General features: G+C 61.0%; 25 protein-coding genes. 15 read left to right on the forward strand and 10 right to left on the reverse strand.

The genetic code is table 11. From position 1 onward, the window contains the following. Window positions 1–158: 158 nt before the first annotated feature. The 3 genes from F6S08_RS01065 to trpB all read right to left on the reverse strand — a co-directional run bounded on the left by F6S08_RS01065 (window position 159) and on the right by trpB (window position 2,771). A complete protein-coding gene (locus F6S08_RS01065) occupies window positions 159–599 on the reverse strand; it encodes an anti-virulence regulator CigR family protein (RefSeq protein WP_027608136.1) in 441 nt (146 codons plus the stop codon). Between the two features lie 135 nt (window positions 600–734). Beyond that, entirely contained in the window at window positions 735–1,544 is an 810-nt protein-coding gene (gene trpA, locus F6S08_RS01070) for a tryptophan synthase subunit alpha (RefSeq protein WP_065926830.1), read from the reverse strand. Beyond that, window positions 1,545–2,771, reverse strand: coding sequence for a tryptophan synthase subunit beta (trpB, locus tag F6S08_RS01075; RefSeq protein ID WP_027608134.1), 1,227 nt, complete (start codon window positions 2,769–2,771; stop codon window positions 1,545–1,547). 111 nt (window positions 2,772–2,882) lie between these two features. Here trpB and F6S08_RS01080 point away from each other — a divergent pair, with 111 nt between their 5' ends. Next, complete coding sequence (locus tag F6S08_RS01080) at window positions 2,883–3,779, forward strand: LysR family transcriptional regulator (protein WP_065926831.1); 897 nt, start codon at window positions 2,883–2,885, stop codon at window positions 3,777–3,779. A gap of 8 nt (window positions 3,780–3,787) precedes the next feature. Here the strand turns inward: F6S08_RS01080 and F6S08_RS01085 are convergent, their stop codons facing one another. Next, a complete protein-coding gene (locus F6S08_RS01085; protein ID WP_003170746.1) occupies window positions 3,788–4,114 on the reverse strand; it encodes a YqjD family protein in 327 nt (108 codons plus the stop codon). 156 nt (window positions 4,115–4,270) lie between these two features. On the opposite strand from F6S08_RS01085, the gene F6S08_RS01090 reads away from it, so the two are divergent. Together F6S08_RS01090 and F6S08_RS01095 are read left to right on the forward strand one after the other, a co-directional pair. Beyond that, a complete protein-coding gene (locus tag F6S08_RS01090) occupies window positions 4,271–4,486 on the forward strand; it encodes a dodecin (protein ID WP_315871167.1) in 216 nt (71 codons plus the stop codon). A gap of 115 nt (window positions 4,487–4,601) precedes the next feature. Continuing rightward, window positions 4,602–4,826 carry a DUF1161 domain-containing protein gene (locus F6S08_RS01095; protein ID WP_005783407.1) on the forward strand — a complete coding sequence of 75 codons (225 nt, stop codon included), beginning with the start codon at window positions 4,602–4,604 and terminating at the stop codon, window positions 4,824–4,826. A 60-nt stretch (window positions 4,827–4,886) separates the two neighbouring features. On the opposite strand, the gene F6S08_RS01100 is transcribed toward F6S08_RS01095, so the two are convergent. Beyond that, complete coding sequence (locus F6S08_RS01100) at window positions 4,887–5,888, reverse strand: LLM class flavin-dependent oxidoreductase (RefSeq protein ID WP_021491416.1); 1,002 nt, start codon at window positions 5,886–5,888, stop codon at window positions 4,887–4,889. A 215-nt stretch (window positions 5,889–6,103) separates the two neighbouring features. On the opposite strand from F6S08_RS01100, the gene F6S08_RS01105 reads away from it, so the two are divergent. Continuing rightward, on the forward strand, window positions 6,104–6,535 hold the full coding sequence (locus F6S08_RS01105; protein WP_065926832.1) for an OsmC family protein: 432 nt from the start codon (window positions 6,104–6,106) through the stop codon (window positions 6,533–6,535). Between the two features lie 146 nt (window positions 6,536–6,681). Then, a complete protein-coding gene (locus F6S08_RS01110; RefSeq protein ID WP_017734725.1) occupies window positions 6,682–6,921 on the forward strand; it encodes a DUF1161 domain-containing protein in 240 nt (79 codons plus the stop codon). On the opposite strand, the gene F6S08_RS01115 is transcribed toward F6S08_RS01110, so the two are convergent. Continuing rightward, window positions 6,922–7,344, reverse strand: a complete 423-nt coding sequence (locus F6S08_RS01115; protein ID WP_065926833.1) for a hypothetical protein — start codon at window positions 7,342–7,344, stop codon at window positions 6,922–6,924. It abuts the gene before it with no gap. 110 nt (window positions 7,345–7,454) lie between these two features. Here F6S08_RS01115 and F6S08_RS01120 point away from each other — a divergent pair, with 110 nt between their 5' ends. Then, window positions 7,455–8,498: an aminopeptidase gene (locus F6S08_RS01120; protein ID WP_315871168.1), complete on the forward strand. Its 1,044-nt coding sequence runs from the start codon at window positions 7,455–7,457 to the stop codon at window positions 8,496–8,498. Window positions 8,499–8,558: 60 nt separating this feature from the next. On the opposite strand, the gene F6S08_RS01125 is transcribed toward F6S08_RS01120, so the two are convergent. Continuing rightward, a complete protein-coding gene (locus F6S08_RS01125; RefSeq protein ID WP_065926835.1) occupies window positions 8,559–9,218 on the reverse strand; it encodes an HAD family hydrolase in 660 nt (219 codons plus the stop codon). Then, window positions 9,215–9,757: a gamma carbonic anhydrase family protein gene (locus F6S08_RS01130; protein ID WP_065926836.1), complete on the reverse strand. Its 543-nt coding sequence runs from the start codon at window positions 9,755–9,757 to the stop codon at window positions 9,215–9,217. The genes F6S08_RS01125 and F6S08_RS01130 overlap by 4 nt, the downstream gene beginning before the upstream one ends. 54 nt (window positions 9,758–9,811) lie before the next feature. Here F6S08_RS01130 and prlC point away from each other — a divergent pair, with 54 nt between their 5' ends. Together prlC and F6S08_RS01140 are read left to right on the forward strand one after the other, a co-directional pair. After that, the gene (prlC, locus tag F6S08_RS01135) at window positions 9,812–11,911 is read left to right on the forward strand and encodes an oligopeptidase A (RefSeq protein ID WP_174556988.1); all 2,100 of its coding nucleotides are present in this window, start codon (window positions 9,812–9,814) and stop codon (window positions 11,909–11,911) included. After that, a complete protein-coding gene (locus tag F6S08_RS01140) occupies window positions 11,908–12,180 on the forward strand; it encodes a YheV family putative zinc ribbon protein (protein ID WP_027608125.1) in 273 nt (90 codons plus the stop codon). Before prlC ends, F6S08_RS01140 begins: the two co-directional genes overlap by 4 nt. Before the next feature lie 116 nt (window positions 12,181–12,296). Here the strand turns inward: F6S08_RS01140 and F6S08_RS01145 are convergent, their stop codons facing one another. Then, complete coding sequence (locus F6S08_RS01145) at window positions 12,297–12,953, reverse strand: tyrosine-protein phosphatase (RefSeq protein ID WP_315871169.1); 657 nt, start codon at window positions 12,951–12,953, stop codon at window positions 12,297–12,299. Window positions 12,954–13,227: 274 nt separating this feature from the next. Here F6S08_RS01145 and F6S08_RS01150 point away from each other — a divergent pair, with 274 nt between their 5' ends. The 6 genes from F6S08_RS01150 (at window position 13,228) to F6S08_RS01175 (ending at window position 20,797) form a co-directional block, all read left to right on the forward strand. Next, entirely contained in the window at window positions 13,228–13,980 is a 753-nt protein-coding gene (locus F6S08_RS01150; RefSeq protein ID WP_027608123.1) for a gluconate 2-dehydrogenase subunit 3 family protein, read from the forward strand. A gap of 2 nt (window positions 13,981–13,982) precedes the next feature. Then, window positions 13,983–15,767 (forward strand): GMC family oxidoreductase, encoded by a 1,785-nt coding sequence (locus tag F6S08_RS01155; protein ID WP_315871170.1) that lies wholly within the window; start codon window positions 13,983–13,985, stop codon window positions 15,765–15,767. 12 nt (window positions 15,768–15,779) lie between these two features. Next, window positions 15,780–17,078, forward strand: a complete 1,299-nt coding sequence (locus F6S08_RS01160; protein WP_027608121.1) for a cytochrome c — start codon at window positions 15,780–15,782, stop codon at window positions 17,076–17,078. 70 nt (window positions 17,079–17,148) lie between these two features. Next, entirely contained in the window at window positions 17,149–18,207 is a 1,059-nt protein-coding gene (locus F6S08_RS01165) for a PA0069 family radical SAM protein (protein WP_315871171.1), read from the forward strand. 226 nt (window positions 18,208–18,433) lie between these two features. Continuing rightward, on the forward strand, window positions 18,434–19,165 hold the full coding sequence (locus F6S08_RS01170; RefSeq protein WP_027608119.1) for a carbonic anhydrase: 732 nt from the start codon (window positions 18,434–18,436) through the stop codon (window positions 19,163–19,165). An 84-nt stretch (window positions 19,166–19,249) separates the two neighbouring features. After that, the gene (locus F6S08_RS01175; RefSeq protein WP_315871172.1) at window positions 19,250–20,797 is read left to right on the forward strand and encodes a SulP family inorganic anion transporter; all 1,548 of its coding nucleotides are present in this window, start codon (window positions 19,250–19,252) and stop codon (window positions 20,795–20,797) included. Between the two features lie 68 nt (window positions 20,798–20,865). Here F6S08_RS01175 and F6S08_RS01180 read toward each other — a convergent pair whose 3' ends face one another. Further along, window positions 20,866–21,513, reverse strand: a complete 648-nt coding sequence (locus F6S08_RS01180) for a hypothetical protein (protein WP_065926842.1) — start codon at window positions 21,511–21,513, stop codon at window positions 20,866–20,868. Window positions 21,514–21,880: 367 nt separating this feature from the next. Here F6S08_RS01180 and coxB point away from each other — a divergent pair, with 367 nt between their 5' ends. Further along, window positions 21,881–23,008, forward strand: a complete 1,128-nt coding sequence (coxB, locus tag F6S08_RS01185) for a cytochrome c oxidase subunit II (RefSeq protein WP_315871173.1) — start codon at window positions 21,881–21,883, stop codon at window positions 23,006–23,008. Window positions 23,009–23,057: the final 49 nt, after the last annotated feature.

A 23,057-nucleotide genomic window follows, 5' to 3' on the forward strand; every position in this document is an offset into this window, starting at 1 on the left:
GACTCCTGGGAGACGATAATGACTTCTGATGCAGCTAACTTAACGACCGGCAACGCAAGAAGGCGTGACTTGCAGAGGTGGTTAGACGGCAATAGGCACGAAGTGTGTTGAGGGGGTGTGTTCCCCCTCAAGCCTAGCCTATATGGAAAAAGCCCGGATCAGTTCAGCACGCCGTCCAGAATTTCATAGACGATACCGGTACCCACCGCGATCAACACCACATCCGGCCCCGAACGGCGCCACTCATAACCCGGGTACACCGGCAGGCGCGCCAGCGCACGGTTGTCCAGGCGCTCGCCGTAGTAGCCGCGCGGCAGGGGTTGGCCGCGCACCAGGCGCACATTCGGCGGCGGCGGTGCGCCACGGGAGAACTGGCCGTGGTTATCGTGAATGATCTGGCGTACCGGGCCGAAGTCCTGGGGCGGGCCTCCGCGACGGTTGTCCTGCGGGCCGCGATGGTCGTCGCCCCGTTGCTCGTGCTGGCCCTGCGGGCCGCCACGGTCGTCACCCCGCTGGTCAGGCGGCGCGGCTTGCACCAGGGCGCTGGCGCCAAGCACCAGCACACCAAGACCTGCAATCACGGATTTGGGCATTTTCATCGGGTATTCCTCAGGGCACACATACAAAAAAGGGATCTCGAACGCGGTTCGAAATCCCTTGGTCTTGCTGTTTAGGCCGTGATTGCGCGCGTTGATTCCTCTGTATCAGGAACTTTACCTCTCGCTACATGGCGCTTACTTACGGGCGTTGCGCACACCTTCCGACAGCGCCGCGCACAGGCTCAATACGCCATCGATTGCTTGTTGATCGTTACTGGCATTGGCGATGTGATCGATCAGGGCCGAGCCCACCACCACGCCATCGGCCAGGCGCGCGATGGCGGCCGCCTGTTCCGGTGTGCGGATACCAAAACCGATGCTGATCGGCAGGTCGGTATGCCGACGCAGGCGGGTCACGGCTTCCTCGACGTGTTCCAGGGTCGCGGCGCCGGCGCCTGTCACACCGGCCACGGATACGTAGTACACGAACCCGGAACTGCCGTTGAGCACGGTCGGCAGGCGCACGTCATCGGTGGTCGGCGTGGTCAGGCGAATAAAGTCGATACCTGCGGCCTGGGCCGGGTCGCACAGCTCGCCGTTATGCTCGGGCGGCATGTCGACCACGATCAGGCCGTCGACGCCGGCCTCTTTGGCGTCAGCGATGAACTTAGGCACGCCGTATTTGTGGATCGGGTTGAAGTAGCCCATCAACACCAGCGGGGTGTCGTTGTTGTCCTTGCGGAACTCTCGCACCATCTGCAGGGTTTTCAGCAGGTTCTGCTTGGCTTCCAGTGCGCGGATGTTGGCCAGTTGGATGGCCGGGCCGTCGGCCATCGGGTCGGTGAAGGGCATGCCCAACTCGATCACATCGGCGCCCGCAGCGGGCAAGCCCTTGAGGATCGCCAGCGAGGTGTCATAACCCGGGTCACCGGCCGTGACGAAGGTCACCAGGGCGGCGCGGTTTTGTTCCTTGAGTTGCGCAAAGCGGGTTTGCAGGCGGCTCATTTAGTGTTTCTCCTGCTGAGACTGTTCCATGTGGTGCATCACGGTCTGCATGTCTTTATCGCCACGGCCGGACAGGTTGACCACCATCAGGTGATCCTTCGGCAGGGTCGGTGCGCGCTTGAACACTTCGGCCAGGGCATGGGCGCTTTCCAGGGCAGGAATGATCCCTTCCAGGCGGCAGCATTTGTGGAACGCGTCCAAGGCTTCATCGTCGGTCACCGAGGTGTACTGGACGCGGCCGATATCGTGCAACCAGGCGTGTTCCGGGCCGATGCCGGGGTAGTCGAGGCCGGCGGAAATCGAGTGGGCGTCGATGATCTGGCCGTCGTCGTCCTGCAGCAGGAAGGTACGGTTGCCGTGCAGCACGCCCGGTACGCCACCGTTGAGGCTGGCGGCGTGCTTGCCGGTCTCGATGCCGTGGCCGGCGGCTTCAACGCCGATGATCTCGACGCTGGTGTCGTCCAGGAATGGGTGGAACAGGCCCATGGCGTTGGAGCCACCGCCGATGCATGCCACCAGGCTGTCCGGCAGGCGGCCTTCCTGGGCTTGCAGCTGGGTGCGGGTTTCCTTGCCGATCACGGCCTGGAAGTCGCGCACCATCGCCGGGTACGGGTGCGGGCCGGCCACGGTGCCGATCAGGTAGAAGGTGTCGTCGACGTTGGTCACCCAGTCGCGCAGGGCTTCGTTCATGGCGTCCTTGAGGGTGCCGGTGCCGGCGACCACCGGGATCACTTCAGCGCCCAAAAGCTTCATGCGGAACACGTTGGCCTGTTGGCGCTCGATGTCGGTGGTGCCCATGTAGATCACGCACTGCAGGCCGAAACGCGCGGCCACGGTGGCGGTCGCCACACCGTGCATACCGGCGCCGGTCTCGGCGATGATGCGTTTCTTGCCCATGCGCCGCGCCAGCAGGATCTGGCCGATGCAGTTGTTGATCTTGTGCGCGCCGGTGTGGTTCAGCTCTTCGCGCTTGAGGTAGATCTTGGCGCCGCCGCAGAACTCGGTCAGGCGCTCGGCGAAATACAGCGGGCTGGGGCGGCCGACGTAGTCGCGCTGGAAGTAGGCCAACTCTTCGTTGAACGCCGGATCGATCTTGGCCGCTTCGTATTCGCGGGCCAGGTCGAGGATCAACGGCATCAGGGTTTCGGCGACGTAGCGGCCGCCAAACGCGCCAAACAGGCCGTTGGCATCAGGGCCGTTGCGCAGATCGGTCTGGGACTGAGTCATGGGACGCTCCAGGTAGAAATTCTGTATGGGAAGCAATGACGGCCACTCTACCCCTCACATCCGGCGCTGAAAACCGATAAGATCGCTGCAACCTGTCAGGAAAACTCACAGATGAGCCGCGACCTCCCGCCCCTCAATGCCCTGCGCGCATTTGAAGCCACTGCCCGCCTCAACAGCGTCAGCCAGGCTGCCGAGCAATTGCACGTGACCCACGGTGCGGTCAGCCGCCAGTTGAAAGTGCTGGAGGAGCATTTAGGTGTCAGCCTGTTCATCAAGGACGGGCGCGGCCTTAAACTCACAGATGCAGGTGTGCGGTTGCGAGATGCCAGCGCGGAGGCGTTCGAGCGCTTGCGGGACGTGTGCGCCGAACTCACCCAGGCCAGCGCCGACGCACCTTTCGTGCTCGGCTGCTCAGGCAGTCTGCTGGCGCGTTGGTTGATCCCGCGCCTGGGACGCTTGAATGCCGATCTGCCGGACCTGCGCCTGCACCTGTCGGCGGGCGACGGCGACCTTGACCCCCGACGCCCCGGTCTCGATGCCCTGCTGGTCTTCGCCGAACCGCCGTGGCCGGCGGATATGCAGGTATATGAACTGGCGAGCGAGCGTATCGGCCCGGTGATGAGCCCGCGTTTTGCCGGCTACCAGCGCCTGCGCCAGGCGCCGCCGCACGCCTTGTGTGGCGAAGCTTTATTGCACACCACGTCCCGTCCGCAAGCCTGGCCCAGTTGGGCGCAACAGCACGGCATCGAGCCCGGCGCGTTGAAACACGGCCAGGGTTTTGAGCATTTGTATTATTTGCTGGAGGCGGCGGTTGCAGGGTTGGGTGTGGCGATTGCGCCAGAACCGCTGGTAGCAGAGGACCTGCGCGCGGGTCGCCTGGTGGCGCCGTGGGGTTTCAGTGAAACCCCGGCGCACCTGGCTTTGTGGCTACCCAAGCGCGCCGCAGACGGGCGCGCGGGTCAATTGGCGCACTGGCTCAAGGCTGAGCTGGCGCGCCAGCCGGTGTAGCCGGTCAATCAGTCACCGCGTTTGCACAGCAGGTAAGCCGCCAGCAGGCCCAGTGCGCCAACGGCGACGCCGGCGGTGGTCCATGGGTGCTCTTGTGCGTAGTCCCGGGTGGCAACACCGGTTTCGCGGATTTTGACTTTGCTTTCTTCGTAGGCATCGCTGATCAGGTGACGGGAATGCTTGAGGGCATTCTCGGCATTGCTTTTCAGGGCCTTCAGGGTTTTGCGCGACTCATCCGACGCATCGTCCTTGAGGCTCTCAAGGGACTTGAGCAGGCTCGAAATCTCGGCTTCCATGCTTTCCAGCGACGCTTTGCGTAAAGAAGTGTTGGCCATGTGAATTCTCCTGAAGTGATTGAGTGGCGTGTGTAGATACCGACTCCAGCGTTTTCAGAAAGTGCAGTAAATCTGAACTTTCGGGTAGGAACGGTCGCCAGAAGCAGTATGAACAATGACTGCTAGGCTTTATTGACGACCCTCAGGAGAAACACCATGTCTGATCATCACACCTACAAGAAAGTCGAATTGGTAGGTTCATCCACCACCAGCATCGAAGACGCAATCAACAATTCCCTGGCCGAAGCCAACAAGAGCATCAAGCACTTGGAGTGGTTTGAGGTGACGGAGACCCGTGGTCATATCAAGGACGGCAAGGTCGCCCACTATCAGGTCACGCTCAAGGTGGGGTTTCGAATTGCCAGTAGTTGATCGCGTCGGTTGAACTTGCCGGCTGGCCGATTGCCATAACCTGCGCTACAAACAATGGGTGCCGATGCCTGCAGCGTCGGCACGCTCGTTTCAATCAGCGCAAGGAAAGTGACGGATGAAGAAGTTCCTGTTAGCGGTAGGTTTGTTGAGCATTGCGGGCACAGCCCTGGCGGCGGGCAAGCCTTGTGAAGAGCTGAAAAGTGAAATTGCAGCGAAAATCGACGCCAAGGGCGCTTCGGGTTATTCGCTGGAAGTCGTGGATAAAGGCGCCTCGACCGACGCTAAAGTGGTTGGCACCTGTGAGGGTGGTACCAAGGAAATCGTCTACAAGCGCGGTTAATCCCGTGTGGCAGGCTTGAAACCGACGCACAGGTGCGTCGGTTTTTTTTCGCCTGGGGGTTTAGCCCTTCATCAACTGCGCCAGCAGCTCGTAGGAATGAATCCGATCGGCGTGCTCGTACAGGTCGCAGGTGAAGATCAATTCGTCGGCGCCGGTCTGTTCGATCAGTACTTCCAGCTTGGCACGGATCTTCGCCGGGCTGCCCACCATTGCCAGTCCGAGGAAACTGCCGACGGCGTCTTTTTCATGGGGCAGCCACAGGCCGTCCATGGTTTTCACCGGTGGGCGCTGCACCAGGCTTTGCCCGCGCATCAAGGCAAGGATGCGCTGGTACACCGAGGTGGCCAGGTAGTCGGCCTGCTCATCGGTGTCGGCGGCAACCAATGGAATGCCGAGCATCACGTAAGGCTTGTCCAGCACGGCCGAGGGCTTGAAGTGGTTGCGGTACACGCGAATCGCCTCGTGCATCAAACGCGGTGCGAAATGGGAGGCGAAGGCGTAGGGCAAACCGCGTTCGCCCGCCAGTTGCGCGCTGAACAGGCTGGAACCCAGCAGCCATACCGGTACGTTGGTGCCGGTGCCGGGCACCGCAATCACCCGTTGGTCCGGTGTGCGTGGGCCGAGGTAGGCCATCAGCTCGGCCACGTCTTCCGGGAAGTCATCCGCGCTGCCGGAGCGTTCACGGCGCAGGGCGCGAGCGGTCATCTGGTCGGAGCCGGGTGCGCGGCCCAGGCCCAGGTCGATACGTCCGGGGTAGAGGCTTTCCAGGGTGCCGAACTGCTCGGCGATCACCAGCGGTGCATGGTTGGGCAGCATCACGCCGCCGGAGCCGACGCGAATCGTCGAGGTACCGCCGGCCAGGTAACCCAGCAATACCGAGGTGGCCGAGCTGGCGATGCCATCCATATTGTGGTGTTCCGCCACCCAGAAACGGTTGTAGCCGAACTTTTCCACATGCTGGGCCAAATCCAGGGAATTGCGCAACGACTGCGCCGGGCTGCCGTTGGCGCGCACCGGCACCAGGTCGAGGGTCGAGAACTTTACGTCGGACAGCGATTTCATAAGCCTGCTTCTCCAATGGGGGCGCAGGCTTCTTAGACGAACCAAAACCTGCCGCTTCATGTGCATGTCCTATGCAATGAGGGCATATACCCGAGATTCAATAGCAGCAATGAAATTTCCTACTTAATTGCTAGGTTTCTCTTACAACTGAACTTTGCCGGCGCGTCTATCCTCAGAACCTTACCGACGCAAAACCACCGTTCGAGGAGAAAGCTATGAGTATCGTTAAAAAGGCATCCGCGCATTGGGAAGGTGATCTGAAGACTGGCCTGGGCTCCATTTCCACCGAAACCGGCGTGCTGCGCGAAGCGCCCTACGGCTTTAAGGCCCGTTTCGAAGGCGGCAAGGGTACCAATCCTGAAGAACTGATTGGCGCGGCCCACGCCGGCTGTTTCTCCATGGCTTTTTCCATGATTCTCGGCGACGCCGGGCTCAAGGCTGACAGCATCGACACCCAGGCCGAAGTGACCTTGGACCAGGTCGATGGCGGCTTCGCGATCACCGCCGTGCACTTGGTGCTCAAGGCCAAGATTCCAGGTGCCAGCCAGGCGCAGTTCGATGAATTGAGCAAGAAGGCCAAGGAAGGGTGCCCGGTGTCCAAGGTGCTGAATGCGAAGATCAGCCTGGATGCCACGCTGGTCAACTGACACTGCAGGTCCAGTGTGGGAGGGGGCCAGCCCCCTCCCACATTTTGTTCTGCGTTAAATCAGAACTCGTGTTTCCCGAATGTGGTCCTATAGCCTATGCAGCCTTAGGCGCACACCCGTGCGCATGCATTCAGGGAGCTTCACACATGAAACGTTTTGCTTTGGCGATCATTTGCGGTGTGTTGGCCACATCGGCTGTGGCCGCACCAAAAGACTGCGAAGAGCTCAGGAAAGAGATTGAGGTCAAGATCCAGGCGAACGCGGTTCCGTCCTACACCTTGGAAATTGTCAGCAAGGAAGAGGCTGACAAGCACGACGTCGCCATGGTCGTCGGCAGCTGTGAGAACGGTACCAAAGCCATCATCTATCAGAAGAACAACGATTGATCAGAGACAGTTGACGCTGCGTTCTTCCGCCAGCAATTGGCGAGCGGCGTTATACAGCCGGATATTCGGCGTGAAGGCCAATGAGCGCCCTTCCAGGCGATAGCGTTGGCCAGCCTCGAAATGGTCGTACTGCAGAGTGATGAAACAGGTGCGGTCGGCCGTTTGCCCAAAGCCATTGAGGCTGCCGCCGGTCGGCACCTCGAAATCAAAGCGCACCATCAACTCGTGACTGCCCGGTGAAACCTGGAAGTAGCGTCCGTCCGGCAGGTTCTTACCATCCAGGCGCTGCGCCATCACCAGCTTGGCTCCCGGCGTTGGCGTAGCGAAATCGACCCAGGCCTGATGCGGATCGACCGGCGGCAGGGGGGTCGAAGCGCAGGCGCTGAGCAACAGGGCGACGACGGGAAGCAGGAGCTGGCGCATGGCAGGTACTCAACGCAAGGAGAGCTTTGAGTATAAACACGCCACGCCGTGGAAAAATCCCCTTCAGGCGCGATAGTCTGGCGAACACATCACCCAGGAGCGGTCGGGGCATGGTCAGGCGTTTTCTTCCAGGGTTGATAGTCGTGCTGCTCAGTGGCTGCTCCAGCGTCAGTTACTACAGCCAATTGGCAGGTGGTCAGTGGCAGCTGTTGCGAGCCCGGGAGCCGGTTGCCGAGGTCATCGCCGATCCGTCGCGGCCGCAGGGGCTGCGTGATCATCTGGCTCAAGCACAGAAAGCTCGAACCTTCGCCAGCGAACACCTGAATCTGCCTGACAACCAAAGTTACCGGCTGTATGCCGATATCGGCCGACCTTATGTGGTCTGGAATGTCTTCGCCACGCAGGAATTTTCCCTGGCGCCTCAAACCCATTGCTTTCCCATTGCCGGTTGCGTGGCCTATCGCGGCTATTACAGCCAGGGCGCGGCACGGGGTGAGGCGGCGTTGTTGCGCCAGCAAGGCATGGACGTATCGATAGGTGGCGTCGAAGCCTATTCCACCCTGGGTTGGTTCAACGACCCGATCATGAATTCGATGATGAACTGGGGCGACGAACGCCTGGCCACGCTGATCTTCCATGAGCTGGCGCACCAGCGGTTCTACGTGCAGGACGACACCGAATTCAACGAGTCGTTTGCCAGCTTCGTCGAGCAGGAAGGCACCCGCCAGTGGCGCGCGGCCCAGGGCCTGGCGCCGCTTGGCAGCTCGACGCGGCAGCAGCGGGACCAATTTACCCAGTTGATCCTCGATACACGTAAGCGCCTGGAAAAACTCTACGTGCAACTGCTGTCCGTCGAGGCGATGCGCCAGGCCAAGGCGGCCGAATTCGAGGCGTTGCGCCGTGAGTACCGGCAGATGCGCGATAGCCAATGGGGCGGGGACAAGCGTTATGACGCCTGGATGAACCTGCCGATGAACAATGCGCGGTTGTTGCCGTTCGGGCTGTATGACCGGTGGGTGCCGGCGTTTGCGGCGTTGTTCAGGCAGGAAGGCGGGGATTGGCGCAAGTTTTACGCCGCAGTGGAGAAGATGGGCGAGTTGCCGGTGGGGCAGCGCAAGGCTGCGTTGAGGCGGTTGGAAGGTACTGATCGGTAGAGCCTCATCGGCGGGCAAGCCGCTCCCAATGTGGGAGGAGGCTTGCCCCCGATGGCGGCCTCAGGGCCGCATCAAAAACGCCTGATGCATCTGCGCCAACGTCTCGAAATGCCAGGTCGGCGCTTCGGCGTTCAACTCTTCGAAACTGCCAAACCCATAACCGACGGCCGCCGAATCCACGCCATTGCTGCGCGCCCCGATCAGGTCGTGCTTACGATCACCGATCATCAAGGTAGTGGCCGGATCCAGGCCTTCTTCGCGGAGCACATGCGCAATCAACTCAACCTTGTTGGTGCGTGTCCCGTCCAGTTCACTGCCGTAGATCACCTTGAAGTGCCTGGCAAAATCGAAATGCCGCGCGATCTCGCGGGCAAACACCCAGGGCTTGGATGTGGCGACGTACAACTGGCGGCCCTGTTTGTCCAGGTCTTCGAGCAGCGGCATCACGCCCTCGAATACGCGGTTTTCATACAGCCCGGTGACCTTGAAGCGCTCGCGGTAGAAATTCACCGCCTCCCAGGCCTTGGCCTCATCGAAGTCGTAGAACTGCATGAAGGCTTGCAGCAACGGCGGGCCGATGAAGTGTTCGAGTTGGGTCAGGTCGGGTTCGTCGATGCCCAGTTTGCCAAGGGCGTACTGGATCGAGCGGGTGATGCCCTCGCGTGGGTCGGTGAGGGTGCCATCCAGGTCGAACAGGACGGTTTGGTAAGGGAGGGTCATTGGTCGAATCCTTCAGCCAGGTGCAGGTCTTTGAGCTTCACGTAGTTGGCGGCGCTGTAGGTGAAAAAGGCGCGTTCCTTGTCAGTCAGCGGGCGGATTTGTTTAACCGGGCTGCCCACATACAAAAAACCACTGTCGAGTTTCTTGCCCGGTGGCACCAGGCTGCCGGCGCCGATGATGACGTCGTCTTCCACCACGGCGCCGTCCATCACGATGCTGCCCATGCCGATCAAAATCCGGTTGCCCACCGTGCAGCCATGCAGCATGACCTTGTGGGCGATGGTCACGTCATCGCCGATCAGCAGCGGGAAACCGCCAGGATTGAACGGTCCGGCATGGGTAATGTGCAGCACGCAGCCGTCCTGCACGCTGGTGCGCGCGCCGATACGGATGCGGTGCATGTCGCCGCGAATCACGGTCAGCGGCCAGACCGAGCTGTCGGTGCCGATTTCGACATCGCCGATCACCACCGCCGAAATATCGACAAAAGCCCCTGCGCCCAGGGTTGGCGTGTGGTTCTGATAGGTGCGAAGGGTCACGATAGCCTCTCTCTTATGTGCTGATAGCTGCGGTGGGCGTTGATTGTAATTAAGATGGCCCCATCTTTGTTCTTACATGTTTCTTCAGCCAAGGTGCCAACCGTGAGCGCGAACAATCCTCTTCTGCAGTCCTACGACCTGCCGCCGTTCTCGGCGATCCGTGCCGAGCACGTGCAACCGGCCATCGAACAGATCCTCGCCGACAACCGTGTTGCCATCGAAGGCATCCTGCAAAGCCAGGGTAAAAATCCGACATGGGCCGGCCTGGTGCTGGCCATGGACGAATTGAATGATCGCCTGGGCGCCGCCTGGAGCCCGGTCAGCCACCTCAACGCCGTGTGCAACAGCGCCGAGCTGCGCGAAGCCTACGAGGCGTGCCTGCCGGCATTGAGCGCCTACTCCACCGAGATGGGCCAGAACCGCGCGCTGTTCCAAGCCTTCGAAGCCCTGGCCAACAGCCCGGAAGCCGCCGGTTTCGACGTGGCGCAAAAAACTATTCTTGAACACTCCCTGCGCGACTTCCGCCTCTCGGGTATCGACTTGCCGCCTGAGCAGCAAAAACGTTATGCCGAAGTGCAGAGCAAGCTTTCCGAGCTGGGCAGCAAATTCTCCAACCAACTGCTGGACGCCACCCAGGCGTGGACCAAGCACGTCACCGAGGAAGCCACCCTCGCCGGCCTGACCGATTCGGCCAAGGCGCAGATGGCCGCTGCCGCGCAGGCCAAAGGCCTCGACGGTTGGCTGATCACCCTGGAGTTTCCGAGCTACTACGCGGTCATGACCTACGCCCAGGACCGCGCCCTGCGCGAAGAAATCTACGCGGCCTACTGCACCCGTGCGTCAGACCAAGGTCCGAATGCCGGTCAGAACGATAACGGCCCGGTGATGGAACAGATCCTCGATCTGCGTCAGGAACTGGCCAAGCTCCTGGGTTACGCCTCGTTCTCCGAGCTGAGCCTGGCCACCAAGATGGCCGAGTCCAGCGACCAGGTGTTGAGCTTCCTGCGTGACCTGGCCAAGCGCAGCAAGCCGTTCGCTGCCCAGGACCTGCAACAGCTCAAGGCCTACGCCGCCGAACAAGGCTGCGCCGACCTGCAAAGCTGGGACAGCGGTTTCTACGGCGAAAAGCTGCGTGAGCAACGCTACAGCGTGTCCCAGGAAGCCCTGCGCGCCTACTTCCCGATCGACAAGGTGCTGGGCGGCCTGTTCGCCATCGTGCAGCGTTTGTACGGCATCGAGATTGCCGAGCAAAAAGGCTTCGACACCTGGCACCCGGATGTTCGCCTGTTTGAAATCAAGGAAAACGGCCAGCACGTCGGGCGTTTTTTCTTCGACCTGTACGCCCGCGCCAACAAGCGTGGCGGTGCCTGGATGGACGGCGCGCGCGACCGTCGTCGCACCATCGACGGTGTGCTGCAAAGCCCGGTGGCGAACCTGGTGTGCAACTTCACCCCGGCCGACAGCGGTAAGCCTGCCCTGCTGACCCACGATGAAGTGACCACCCTGTTCCACGAATTCGGCCATGGCCTGCATCACCTGCTGACCCGCGTCGAGCATGCCGGCGTGTCCGGTATCAATGGCGTGGCGTGGGATGCGGTGGAGTTGCCAAGCCAGTTCATGGAGAACTGGTGCTGGGAGCCCGAAGGCCTGGCGCTGATCTCCGGTCATTATGAAAGCGGCGAGCCACTGCCCCAGGACCTGCTGGAAAAAATGCTCGCGGCGAAGAACTTCCAGTCCGGCCTGATGATGGTGCGCCAGTTGGAGTTCTCGCTGTTCGATTTCGAATTGCATGCCACCCATGGCGATGGCCGCAGCGTGGCCCAGGTGCTCGAAGGCGTGCGCGATGAGGTGTCGGTGATGCGTCCTCCGGCCTACAACCGTTTCCCCAACAGCTTTGCGCACATCTTCGCTGGCGGTTATGCCGCGGGCTACTACAGCTACAAATGGGCCGAAGTGCTGTCGGCGGATGCCTTCTCCAAATTCGAAGAAGACGGCGTGCTCAACGCAGAGACCGGCCGTGCATTCCGTGAGGCGATCCTGGCGCGCGGCGGCTCCCAGGCGCCGATGGTGCTGTTCGTCGACTTCCGCGGACGTGCCCCGTCGATTGACGCACTCTTGCGCCACAGCGGCCTGAGTGAGGACGCAGCAGCATGAGTGAAGGGCCTGTGATTACCAAAAAGCAATTTATCGCCGGGGCGGTCTGCCCGGCGTGCAGCGAACCGGACAAGTTGAAGATGTGGACCGAGGACAGCGTGCCGCATCGTGAGTGCGTGGCCTGCGGGTACACCGATACGCTGAATGATCAAGGTCTGTCGGTGCCCAAGGAATTGGGCACGCGGGTCAATACATCGGCGTTGAAAGCGCCGGACCCGAAGGTGCAGGCGGTGCAGTTCTTTCCTAACCCGAAGCTGAAGAAAGACTGAAGAAACCGCACAACCCCCCCCTGTAGGAGCGAGCTTGCTCGCGAAGAATCAGAGAGCGCCGCGTTCCTCCAGAAGGCCTGCGTCATCGTTAACGTTCTTCGCGAGCACCCTCGCTCCTACAATGGTTTCTCCTTCTGGCTTGATGTATTGAGCCAGCCGTTCATTGAACACAGGGCAAACGCGCTGGTGCTGCAATCGCCATTCGCCAAGGCTGTGCGCAACTTGTCGATATCGGCCCTCATCATGTAGCGAACGCCGTCCTTGAAGCCGTTACTGGTGCCGAAACCGCCCAAGGTCATCTCGTTCAGCGCATCCTCCTTGCTCCATCCCTGGATCACCACGCGATACATCGCCGCCATCAGGCCGGTGCGGTCAGAGCCGTGCTTGCAATGCATCAGCACCGGGCCGTCAGCTTCCGCTTCCTTGATCGCCCTGAGTGCCGCCAGCACGTCAGAGTCATCCACATGGTTGGTGCGATAACTCAACTGAACCTGACGGATGCCTGGCGCCTTCAGCCAGTTGCTATCGGACTCGGGCAGGAAGTTGATCACGGTCCCGATCTTGAGCTGTTCCAGCAACGGCGCTGCCTTGCTATCCGGCAATGCGCTGCGATAGAGCGTGGGCGTCATTTGATGCAGGTTGTAGCGGTCGCCCACTGGCTGGGCCCATTCTGGAGAACGCAGGGACGTAGCGTCATCGGCCCGAACAAAAGCTGTGGTGAACAGTGCCATGAACGCGAGGCCCAGGGCCGGCAACCAATGATGCTTGTACATGGGCGACGTCACCCTATAGGGAGTGGTTGATGGCGCCCAGAGTCGGTCACGGCGGGTCAAGGAGGTGTGAGGTGTGCGTCAAAGAATCGTGAATCCTCAATCTTTAGTCGCTGAAGCGATTCTCTCGATGCTTAGGCTGCTATCATTTGTAACTATTGTTTGCGCGCTGCGCTCTATCTCCCTGGATCACCTGGATCCAGATCGCCGCCCGACAACGCCAAGCCACTCCCTAGAAGCGGCTGATAACCCCGTGACCACATGATGAGGTGCCACCATGTCTGATCAAGATCAAGACAACCCCCGGCGTGACTTTCTACGCAAATCCTTGACCTTGATCCCGGTGGTCACGGTTGCCAGCACCGGCCTTGGCGGTTCGATGCTGATGGCGACGCCTGCGCCGGTCGAGGCTGCGCCAGCCAAGCCTGCGGCCAGCGAAAAAGCCTACGAGCCAAGCTATTTCACTGCGGAGGAATGGGCGTTTATCAACGCTGCCGTCGAGCGTCTGATCCCGGCCGATGCCCAAGGCCCCGGCGCCCTGGAAGCTGGCGCGCCGGAGTACATCGACCGGCAGATGAACACGCCTTACGCCAGCGGTGCCCTGTGGTTCATGCAAGGCCCGTTTAATGCCGATGCGCCACCGGAGATGGGCTGGCAGAGCAAGTTGGTGCCCAAGGACATCTATCGCCTGGGTATTGCCGCGACGGATGCCTGGTCGAAGGCGTTCAACGGCAAAGTTTTTGCTGCGCAAGACAGCGCTACCCGAGACGATATGTTGCGGCGCCTGGAGGCGGGCGGCAGTGAGGTCACGGCACATTTTGACGCGGTGCCGCCGAAGATGTTCTTCAACCTGCTGCTGCAAAACACCAAGGAAGGCTTCTTCTGCGACCCGATCCATGGTGGCAACAAAGGCATGGTCGGCTGGACCATGATTGGCTTCCCCGGCGCCCGCGCCGATTTCATGGACTGGGTGGAACGCAATGAGCAGTACCCCTTCCCGGCAGTATCCATCCGCGGCGAGAGGGCATAAACGTGGCGACCATCATGAAGAAAGTGGATGCGGTGATTGTCGGCTTCGGCTGGACCGGCGCGATCATGGCCAAGGAGCTGACGGAAGCCGGGCTGAACGTGGTAGCGCTGGAGCGCGGCCCGATGCAGGACACTTACCCGGACGGCAACTATCCCCAGGTCATCGACGAACTGACCTACAGCGTGCGTAAAAAACTCTTCCAGGACATCTCCAAGGAGACGGTGACGATTCGCCATAGCGTGAATGACGTTGCCTTGCCTAACCGTCAGCTCGGCGCGTTTTTGCCGGGTAACGGCGTGGGCGGTGCGGGCTTGCACTGGTCGGGCGTGCATTTCCGTGTCGATCCGATTGAACTGCGCATGCGCAGCCATTACGAGGAACGCTACGGCAAGCATTTCATTCCCAAGGACATGACCATCCAGGACTTCGGCGTGAGCTACGAAGAGCTGGAGCCGTTTTTCGACTATGCGGAAAAAGTCTTCGGCACCTCAGGCCAGGCCTGGACCGTGAAAGGCCAGGTGGTGGGTGAAGGTCGTGGCGGCAACCCCTATGCGCCGGACCGTTCCAACCCGTTTCCGTTGGAAGCGCAAAAGAACACAGTCTCCGCACAGCTGTTTCAGAAAGCCGCCGCCAGCGTCGGGTACAAGCCCTACAACCTGCCGTCAGCCAATACCTCGGGACCTTACACCAACCCCTACGGCGCGCAGATGGGCCCGTGCAACTTCTGCGGTTTTTGCAGCGGCTACGTGTGCTACATGTACTCCAAGGCCTCGCCGAACGTGAACATCCTGCCGGCGCTGCGCCAGGTGCCGAATTTCGAGCTGAGGCCCAACTCCCACGTGCTCAAGGTCAATCTGGACAGCACCAAGAGCAAGGCCACCGGCGTGACCTATATCGACGCCCAGGGCCGAGAGTGCGAACAACCGGCAGACCTGGTGATCCTCGGCGCGTTCCAGTTCCACAACGTGCGGCTGATGCTGCTGTCGGGCATCGGCAAGCCTTACGACCCGATGACCAATGAGGGTGTGGTGGGCAGGAACTTTGCCTACCAGAACATGGCCACCATCAAGGCGTTCTTCGACAAGGACACCCATACCAACAACTTTATCGGTGCCGGCGGCAATGGCGTGGCCATCGATGACTTCAACGCCGACAACTTCGATCACGGGCCCCATGGCTTTGTGGGCGGTTCGCCGATGTGGGTCAACCAGGCCGGCAGCCGGCCGATTGCCGGTACGTCCAACCCGCCCGGCACTCCGGCCTGGGGCAGTGCCTGGAAGCGCGCCACCGCCGATTACTACACCCACCAGGTGTCGATGGATGCTCACGGTGCCCATCAATCCTACCGGGGTAACTACCTGGATCTGGACCCTGTCTACCGTGATGCCTACGGCCTGCCGTTGCTGCGCATGACGTTCGACTGGCAGGAAAACGACATCAAGATGAACCGCTTCATGGTCGAGAAAATGGGCAAGGTCGCCGAAGCGATGAACCCCAAGGCGATAGCCGTGCTGGGCAAAAAAGTCGGTGAGCACTTCAACACCGCGTCCTACCAGACCACCCACCTCAACGGTGGCGCGATCATGGGGACCGACCCGAAGACCAGTGCGCTGAACCGCTACTTGCAGTGCTGGGACGTACACAATGTGTTTGTTCCCGGCGCATCCGCTTTCCCACAGGGCTTGGGCTACAACCCTACAGGCCTGGTGGCGGCATTGACCTACTGGTCGGCCCGGGCGATTCGCGAGCAGTACCTGAAAAAACCCGGCCCGCTGGTTCAGGCATAAGGAGCGATGACCATGAAAGCATTTGTTATCGCGACGTTTGCCCTGCTCAGCAGCTGCTCGATCAGTGCCGCTGAAACCGACCTGATCAAGCAGGGCGAATACCTGGCCCGCGCCGGCGACTGCGTGGCCTGCCACACCGCCAAGGGCGGCAAACCGTTCGCCGGTGGCCTGCCGATGGAAACCCCCATCGGTGTGATCTATTCCACCAACATCACCCCGGACAAGACCGGCCTGGGCGACTACAGCTTCGAGGACTTCGACAAGGCCGTGCGTCACGGTGTCGCCAAGAGTGGTAGTACGCTTTACCCGGCGATGCCCTACCCGTCCTATGCGCGTGTCAGCGAAAGCGATATGCAGGCGTTGTATGCGTACTTCATGAAGGGCGTGGAACCGGTCGCCCAGGTGAACAAGGACAGCGACATTCCGTGGCCGTTGAGCATGCGTTGGCCGCTGGCGGCGTGGCGCTGGATGTTTGCCCCTGAGGTGGTGGATAAGCCTGTCGTGGCCGACGCAGACCCGGTGATCAGCCGTGGCGCCTATCTGGTGGAAGGCCTTGGCCACTGTGGCGCGTGCCATACACCACGCGCCCTGACCATGCAGGAAAAAGCCCTGAGCGCGACTGACGGCAAGGCCTTCCTGTCCGGCAGCGCGCCACTGGAAGGCTGGATCGCCAAGAGCCTGCGCGGTGACCACAAGGACGGCCTCGGCAGTTGGAGCGAGGCGCAGCTGGTGCAATTCCTCAAGACCGGTCGCAGTGATCGCAGCGCGGTATTTGGTGGTATGAGCGACGTGGTCGTGCATAGCATGCAGTACATGTCCCAGGACGACCTGACCGCTATCGCCCGTTACCTCAAGAGCCTGCCGGCGGTGGACCCGCAGGACCAGCCGCACCAGTATGACAAGCAGGTGGCCGAGGCGCTGTGGAAGGGCGATGACAGCAAGCCCGGCGCCTCGGTGTACATCGACAACTGCGCGGCCTGCCACCGTACCGATGGCCATGGTTACACGCGGGTGTTCCCGGCGTTGGCGGGCAACCCGGTGGTGCAGACTGCGGACGCCACGTCGTTGATCAACATCGTGTTGAACGGCGGCACGTTGCCGGCCACTCACACGGCGCCGTCGACCTTTACCATGCCGGCGTTCGCCTGGCGCCTGTCGGACCAGGAAGTGGCGGATGTGGTCAGTTTCATCCGTGGCAGTTGGGGTAACCAGGGTGCCGCAGTGAAAGCCAGTGACGTGGCCGACCTGCGCAAGAACGACATGCGCACCACCTCGGGCGATGACCTGGGGCAGGTCACACAAAAGCACTGACCGCCAGACGGCACTGGTCAGGAACCTCGCGCCTCGATACTGTATATAAAAACAGTATCGAGGCGCTTTCATGTCTACTCCGCTGCCGCCCCGTGGTCGGGGCACGGCCATCAACCTGCATAACCGCTTTGCGCCCACCGTCAGCGTGGCGGAGGACGACGGCTGGTACCAGGAAGTGCCGCCGACCCAGGGCACCGAAGTGCGCATCGAAACGGCCAAGACCATCATCACCCGCAACAACTCTCCGGACCTGCCGTTCGACCGCTCCATCAATCCCTATCGTGGCTGCGAACATGGCTGCATTTACTGTTATGCACGGCCCAGTCATGCCTATTGGGACATGTCACCGGGGCTGGATTTCGAAACCAGGCTGATCGCCAAGAGCAATGCGGCCGACGTGCTGGAACAGCAGTTGTCGAAGCCGGGCTATGTGTGTGCGCCGATCAACCTGGGTTCCAACACCGACCCGTACCAGCCTATCGAGCGTGAGTACAGGATCACCCGGCAAACCCTCGAAGTGCTGCTGCGCTATCGGCACCCGGTCACCATCATCACCAAGGGCTCGTTGATCCTGCGTGACCTGGACCTGCTGGCGGAGCTGGCCAGGCAACGCCTTGTGGCGGTGATGATCAGTCTCACCAGCCTGGATGATGAGCTCAAGCGCATCCTGGAGCCGCGCACCGCCGCGCCCAAGGCACGGTTGCGGGCCATACGGGTGATGCGCGAGGCGGGCATCCCGGTGGGCGTGCTGTGCTCGCCGATGATCCCGATGATCAACGACAGCGAGTTGGAAAGCCTGCTTACCGAAGCCCATGCCGCCGGTGCGCAGAGTGCGGCGTACATGATGTTGCGCCTGCCGCTGGAGGTGGCGCCGCTGTTCGAGGAGTGGCTGGCGGCGCATTACCCGCAGCGTGCGGCCCATGTGATGAGCCTGGTGCGCCAGGTGCGCGGTGGTGAGGTCTACGACAGTCGGTTCGGCGTCCGCATGCGGGGCGAGGGGCCGTTTGCCGACCTGCTGGCCCAGCGCTTCAGCAAGGCGATCAAACGCCTGGGGCTCGATCGCAGAGAAGGCTTCAATCTGGATTGCACGGCGTTCTGTCCACCGGGCAGACAGATGGCATTGTTGTAGACTGAAAAGGCAGAATGCACCGTTCCTGTAGGAATAGTCGCGTTTTGACATCACTGAAACCCGCGATCTAGAGCGGTTCATTCAGTTTGAGTTAAGTTTCGGTGGTTACCTTGTTCAGCGAGTGACTGATGAGTCGGCAGTCTGGTTGGTGGCTTTTACAACTATTTCACTGGCCTGGCGTCGAACTGACCTGAAAACTCCCCTGCATTAATCAAGAGGATGAATCATGAGTGACAAGGATAAACAGCCGTTGGCTGCGTCGGCTTCAGCCCCTCAGGTGGCAGAGTCTGCCGATGCAGCGCTAAAACACATCGTTGACGGCTTTTTGCATTTCCATCACGACGTCTTCCCTCAGCAGGAAGAACTCTTCAAGAAACTCGCCACGGCCCAGAGCCCGCGGGCGATGTTCATTACCTGCGCCGACTCGCGCATCGTGCCTGAGCTGATTACCCAAAGCTCTCCCGGCGACCTGTTCGTGACCCGCAACGTCGGTAACGTCGTGCCGCCTTATGGGCAGATGAACGGCGGTGTTTCCACTGCCATCGAGTACGCAGTACTGGCCCTGGGCGTGCAGCACATCATCGTGTGCGGGCACTCCGATTGTGGCGCCATGCGCGCGGTCCTCAACCCCGCCAGCCTGGAGAAGATGCCAACGGTAAGGGCCTGGCTGCGGCACGCCGAAGTCGCCAAGTCCATGGTCGAGGACAATTGCGACTGCGCCAACGAAGGCGAGAGCATGAAAGTGCTCACCGAAGAAAACGTCATCGCCCAACTGCAGCATTTGCGCACCCATCCTTCTGTGGCGTCGCGCATGGCCAACGGTCAGCTGTTTATTCACGGCTGGATCTACAACATCGAGACCAGTGAAATTCGAGCCTACGATGCTGATCAGTCGGCATTCCGACCGTTAAGCGGCGAAGGGCCGATTCCTTCCGCGACGCCTAAAGCGCGCTTCTAAACACTTCCCTGCCGGGTAAAGCGGTGGCTGCCATGGATGCAGCCAGGCTTTGCCGCGCCCGGCGAATACCTCGGGAGAGCCATCATGCGTGCTGCTCAATTGAAAGCTGTATTGCCACGGGAGCTGCTCGCCTCCGTGGTTGTGTTTCTGGTCGCCCTGCCCCTGTGCATGGGGATCGCCATCGCGTCCGGCATGCCGCCGGCCAAGGGCCTGATCACCGGGATTATCGGTGGCCTGGTGGTGGGCTGGTTGGCGGGCTCGCCGCTGCAGGTCAGCGGCCCGGCGGCGGGGCTGGCGGTCTTGGTGTTCGAGCTGGTGCGCCAGCACGGGATGCTGATGCTCGGGCCGATCCTGCTGCTGGCCGGCTTCCTGCAACTGGTGGCCGGGCGCCTGCGCCTGGGCTGCTGGTTCCGCGTCACGGCGCCGGCAGTGGTGTACGGTATGCTGGCGGGGATCGGCGTATTGATTGTGCTATCGCAGATCCATGTGATGCTCGACGGTGCGCCCAAGCCCTCCGGGCTGGATAACCTGGCGGGCTTCCCCGCCGCGCTGGTGCAGGCGATTCCTACCTTGGGCGGCGGACTGGGTTGGCAGGCCGGATTGCTCGGTTTGTCGACGATGCTGGTGATGTACCTGTGGGATAAATTCCGTCCGCAAACCCTGCGTTTCGTGCCCGGAGCCCTGTTGGGTGTGGGCCTGGCAACGGTGACCAGCCTGGTGCTGGCGCTGCAGGTCAAACGTGTGGAAGTCCCGGAGAACCTCGCCGACGCCATCGATTGGCTGCGTCCCAGCGACCTGTTGAACCTGGCTGACCCTCAGTTGTTGATCGCTGCGTTTGCGGTGGCGTTTATCGCCAGTGCCGAAACCTTGCTCTCTGCGGCAGCGGTCGACCGCATGCACAGCGGCCAGCGTTCCGATTTCGATAAGGAATTGTCCGCCCAAGGCGTGGGCAACATGTTGTGCGGCCTGGTGGGTGCCCTGCCGATGACCGGTGTGATCGTGCGCAGCTCGGCCAACGTGCAGGCCGGTGCCACCACGCGGTTGTCAGCCATGTTCCATGGCGTATGGCTGTTGGGGTTCGTACTGTTGCTGTCGAGCGTGCTGCAAAGCATTCCTGTGGCAAGCCTGGCGGGTGTGTTGGTGTACACCGGGATCAAGCTGGTGGACATCAAGGCCTTCAAGGCCCTCGGTCGTTATGGGCGTATGCCGATGTTTACCTACGCGGCCACGGCGTTGGCGATCATTTTCACCGACCTGCTGACCGGTGTGCTGGTGGGCTTCGGGCTCACACTGGTCAAGCTGGCGCTCAAGGCCTCGCGCCTGAAAGTCAGTCTGATCGACCTGCCCCTGGAGGGGGAAATGGAGCTGCGTTTGACCGGTGCGGCGACTTTCCTGAAAGTGCCGGCGTTGACCCAGGTGCTGGCGACGGTGCCTCCGGGCACGACTGTGCACGTACCGCTGAGTAACCTGAGTTATATCGACCATTCCTGCCTGGAGTTGCTGGAGGAATGGGACCGGGCGAATGCGGCCAAGGGCTCGAGGCTGGTGATCGAGGCGCGTGGGTTGAAGCGCAGGCTCGAAGGCCGGGTCAGGATGACGACAGGGATCGGCTCGGCGCCCTCAGTCGGCTGAGGGAGTGGGATCAACATGTGGGAGGGGGCTTGCCCCCTCCCACATTCATTCTCTGTGTCATTTAGGATTTAAGCTGGCTGATCCAGCGCCAATTCAACTCCCAGCTGGCGGGACAGGCACGGCCAGCGCTTCCACGCGGCTTCCGTTGCCGGGCTTTTCAGCTGTTCGCGATACGCTTCGACAGACTCCAGTGCAAAGCTGTCTTCGTTGAGCATTTCATCCACCGCATGATGAACGGCTTCATCCAGCTGGTTGGCGAATGCTTCACCGATCAACTGATGGGCAATCACGTTGGCCACGGTGGTATCTGCTGGAATCAGTGGCCGGCCAAAGTGTTTGATATACAAATCGTTGACCTCTTCCACCAGGCGATGGGCCAGGTAAGCCTCGTCCAGCAGACCGTCGAGCCCTTCATGGCCGGCCAGGATGGCGGGGGGCTGCAGGAAGAAATGCTCGGCGATTTTCAGCACTGGCTTGATCTGGCTTTCGATGCCGGCCTCGCGGGCCACGTCGTTGGCGGCGTCCAGCAGGTCCGGCACGAGATCGATGTAGGCCGTGACGAAACGGGTCATGACAATGTTGCGATCGCCATCAGCCAGGGAAATGGCCGAATGCAGGTGCGGCAATTGCTCTTCCAGCTGCTTGGCCAACTGGCCAGTGCTGGATTCGTGTTGATGGGCACGGGAAATCTGCTCGCGCAATGCGGCGGTGTTCATGAAGGCTCCAGTGAAGCAGGCGTAGGAATAGGGACAGCATAAGGTAGCTCGTTTATACGAGCGCCTAAGACGCATTTGTCATAATTATTTCATGGTTATGCACAGGCGTTATATCGAATTGCCATCGTTGGTCGGATAAACGATTCCGCAGCCGGTTTTATTAGGCCTGGCCACTCATTTTTGCTCATTTGCCCCTACACATTGCGGGGTTGCAGAGCGTGTCTATACTCGGGTTTGTACGCGATTAGCTGATGACGCCAGACTGCATAAGCAGGTAAGGCTAAGCGGTTGTAAGCAGTATGGAAGCCGCTCCCTTCGACGCAGGTGCAAACCGGCGGGATAACAAGAACGATAAGGGGAACCCGCAATGACGCGACATCCACATGTTTGGATGGGCCTCCTGTTGTGGTCGGTATTCGGCCAGGCGCACGCCGCCTGGACAACGAATATGGCGCCAGGGGCAACTGAAGTCAGTCACGCTGTGTTCGACCTGCACATGACCATTTTCTGGATCTGTGTAGTGATCGGCATTGTCGTTTTTGGCGCGATGTTCTGGTCGATGATCCTTCATCGCCGCTCTACGGGCCAGGTCGCGGCCAAATTCCACGAAAGCACCACCGTGGAAATCCTCTGGACCGTGGTGCCCTTGCTGATCCTGGTCGCGATGGCCATTCCGGCGACCAAGACCCTGATCAATATCTACGACAGCACCGAGTCGGATATCGATATCCAGGTCACCGGCTATCAGTGGAAGTGGCATTACAAATACCTGGGCCAGGACGTGGAGTTCTTCAGCAACCTGGCCACGCCCGCCGAGCAGATCCATAACCAGGCCACCAAGGGCGAACATTACCTGCTGGAAGTCGACCAGCCGCTGGTGCTGCCGGTGGGCGCCAAGGTGCGCTTCCTGGTGACCGCCGCCGACGTGATCCACTCCTGGTGGGTGCCGGCCTTTGCGGTCAAGCGTGACGCCATCCCGGGGTTCGTCAACGAAGCCTGGACCCGCGTCGAGAAGCCTGGCATCTACCGTGGCCAATGCGCCGAACTGTGTGGCAAGGACCACGGTTTCATGCCCATCGTGGTAGAGGTCAAGTCCAAGGCCGACTACGGCACCTGGCTCGGCGAGCGCAAGGCAGAGGCCGCCAAGCTCAAGGAGCTGACCTCCAAGGAGTGGACGCTGGAAGAGCTGGTGGCCCGCGGCGACAAGGTCTACCACACCACCTGCGTGGCCTGTCACCAGGCCGAGGGCCAGGGCCTGCCACCGATGTTCCCGGCCCTCAAGGGTTCGAAAATCGCCACCGGGCCCAAGGAAGGTCACCTGAGCCTCGTCTACCACGGCAAGCCCGGTACGGCGATGGCCGCATTCGGCAAGCAGCTCTCGGAAGTGGATATCGCCGCCGTGGTGACCTACGAGCGCAACGCCTGGGGTAACAACAAAGGCGACATGGTCACGCCTAAAGACGTGCTGGCCATCAAGCAGGCGGAAAGCAAATGACTTCATTCATTGCGTATGCCCCGAACCGCCCCGCCCACTCGCTTGCAGG

This window comes from Pseudomonas sp. JV449 (assembly GCF_032424295.1).
Taxonomy (GTDB): Bacteria; Pseudomonadota; Gammaproteobacteria; order Pseudomonadales; family Pseudomonadaceae; genus Aquipseudomonas; species Aquipseudomonas marginalis.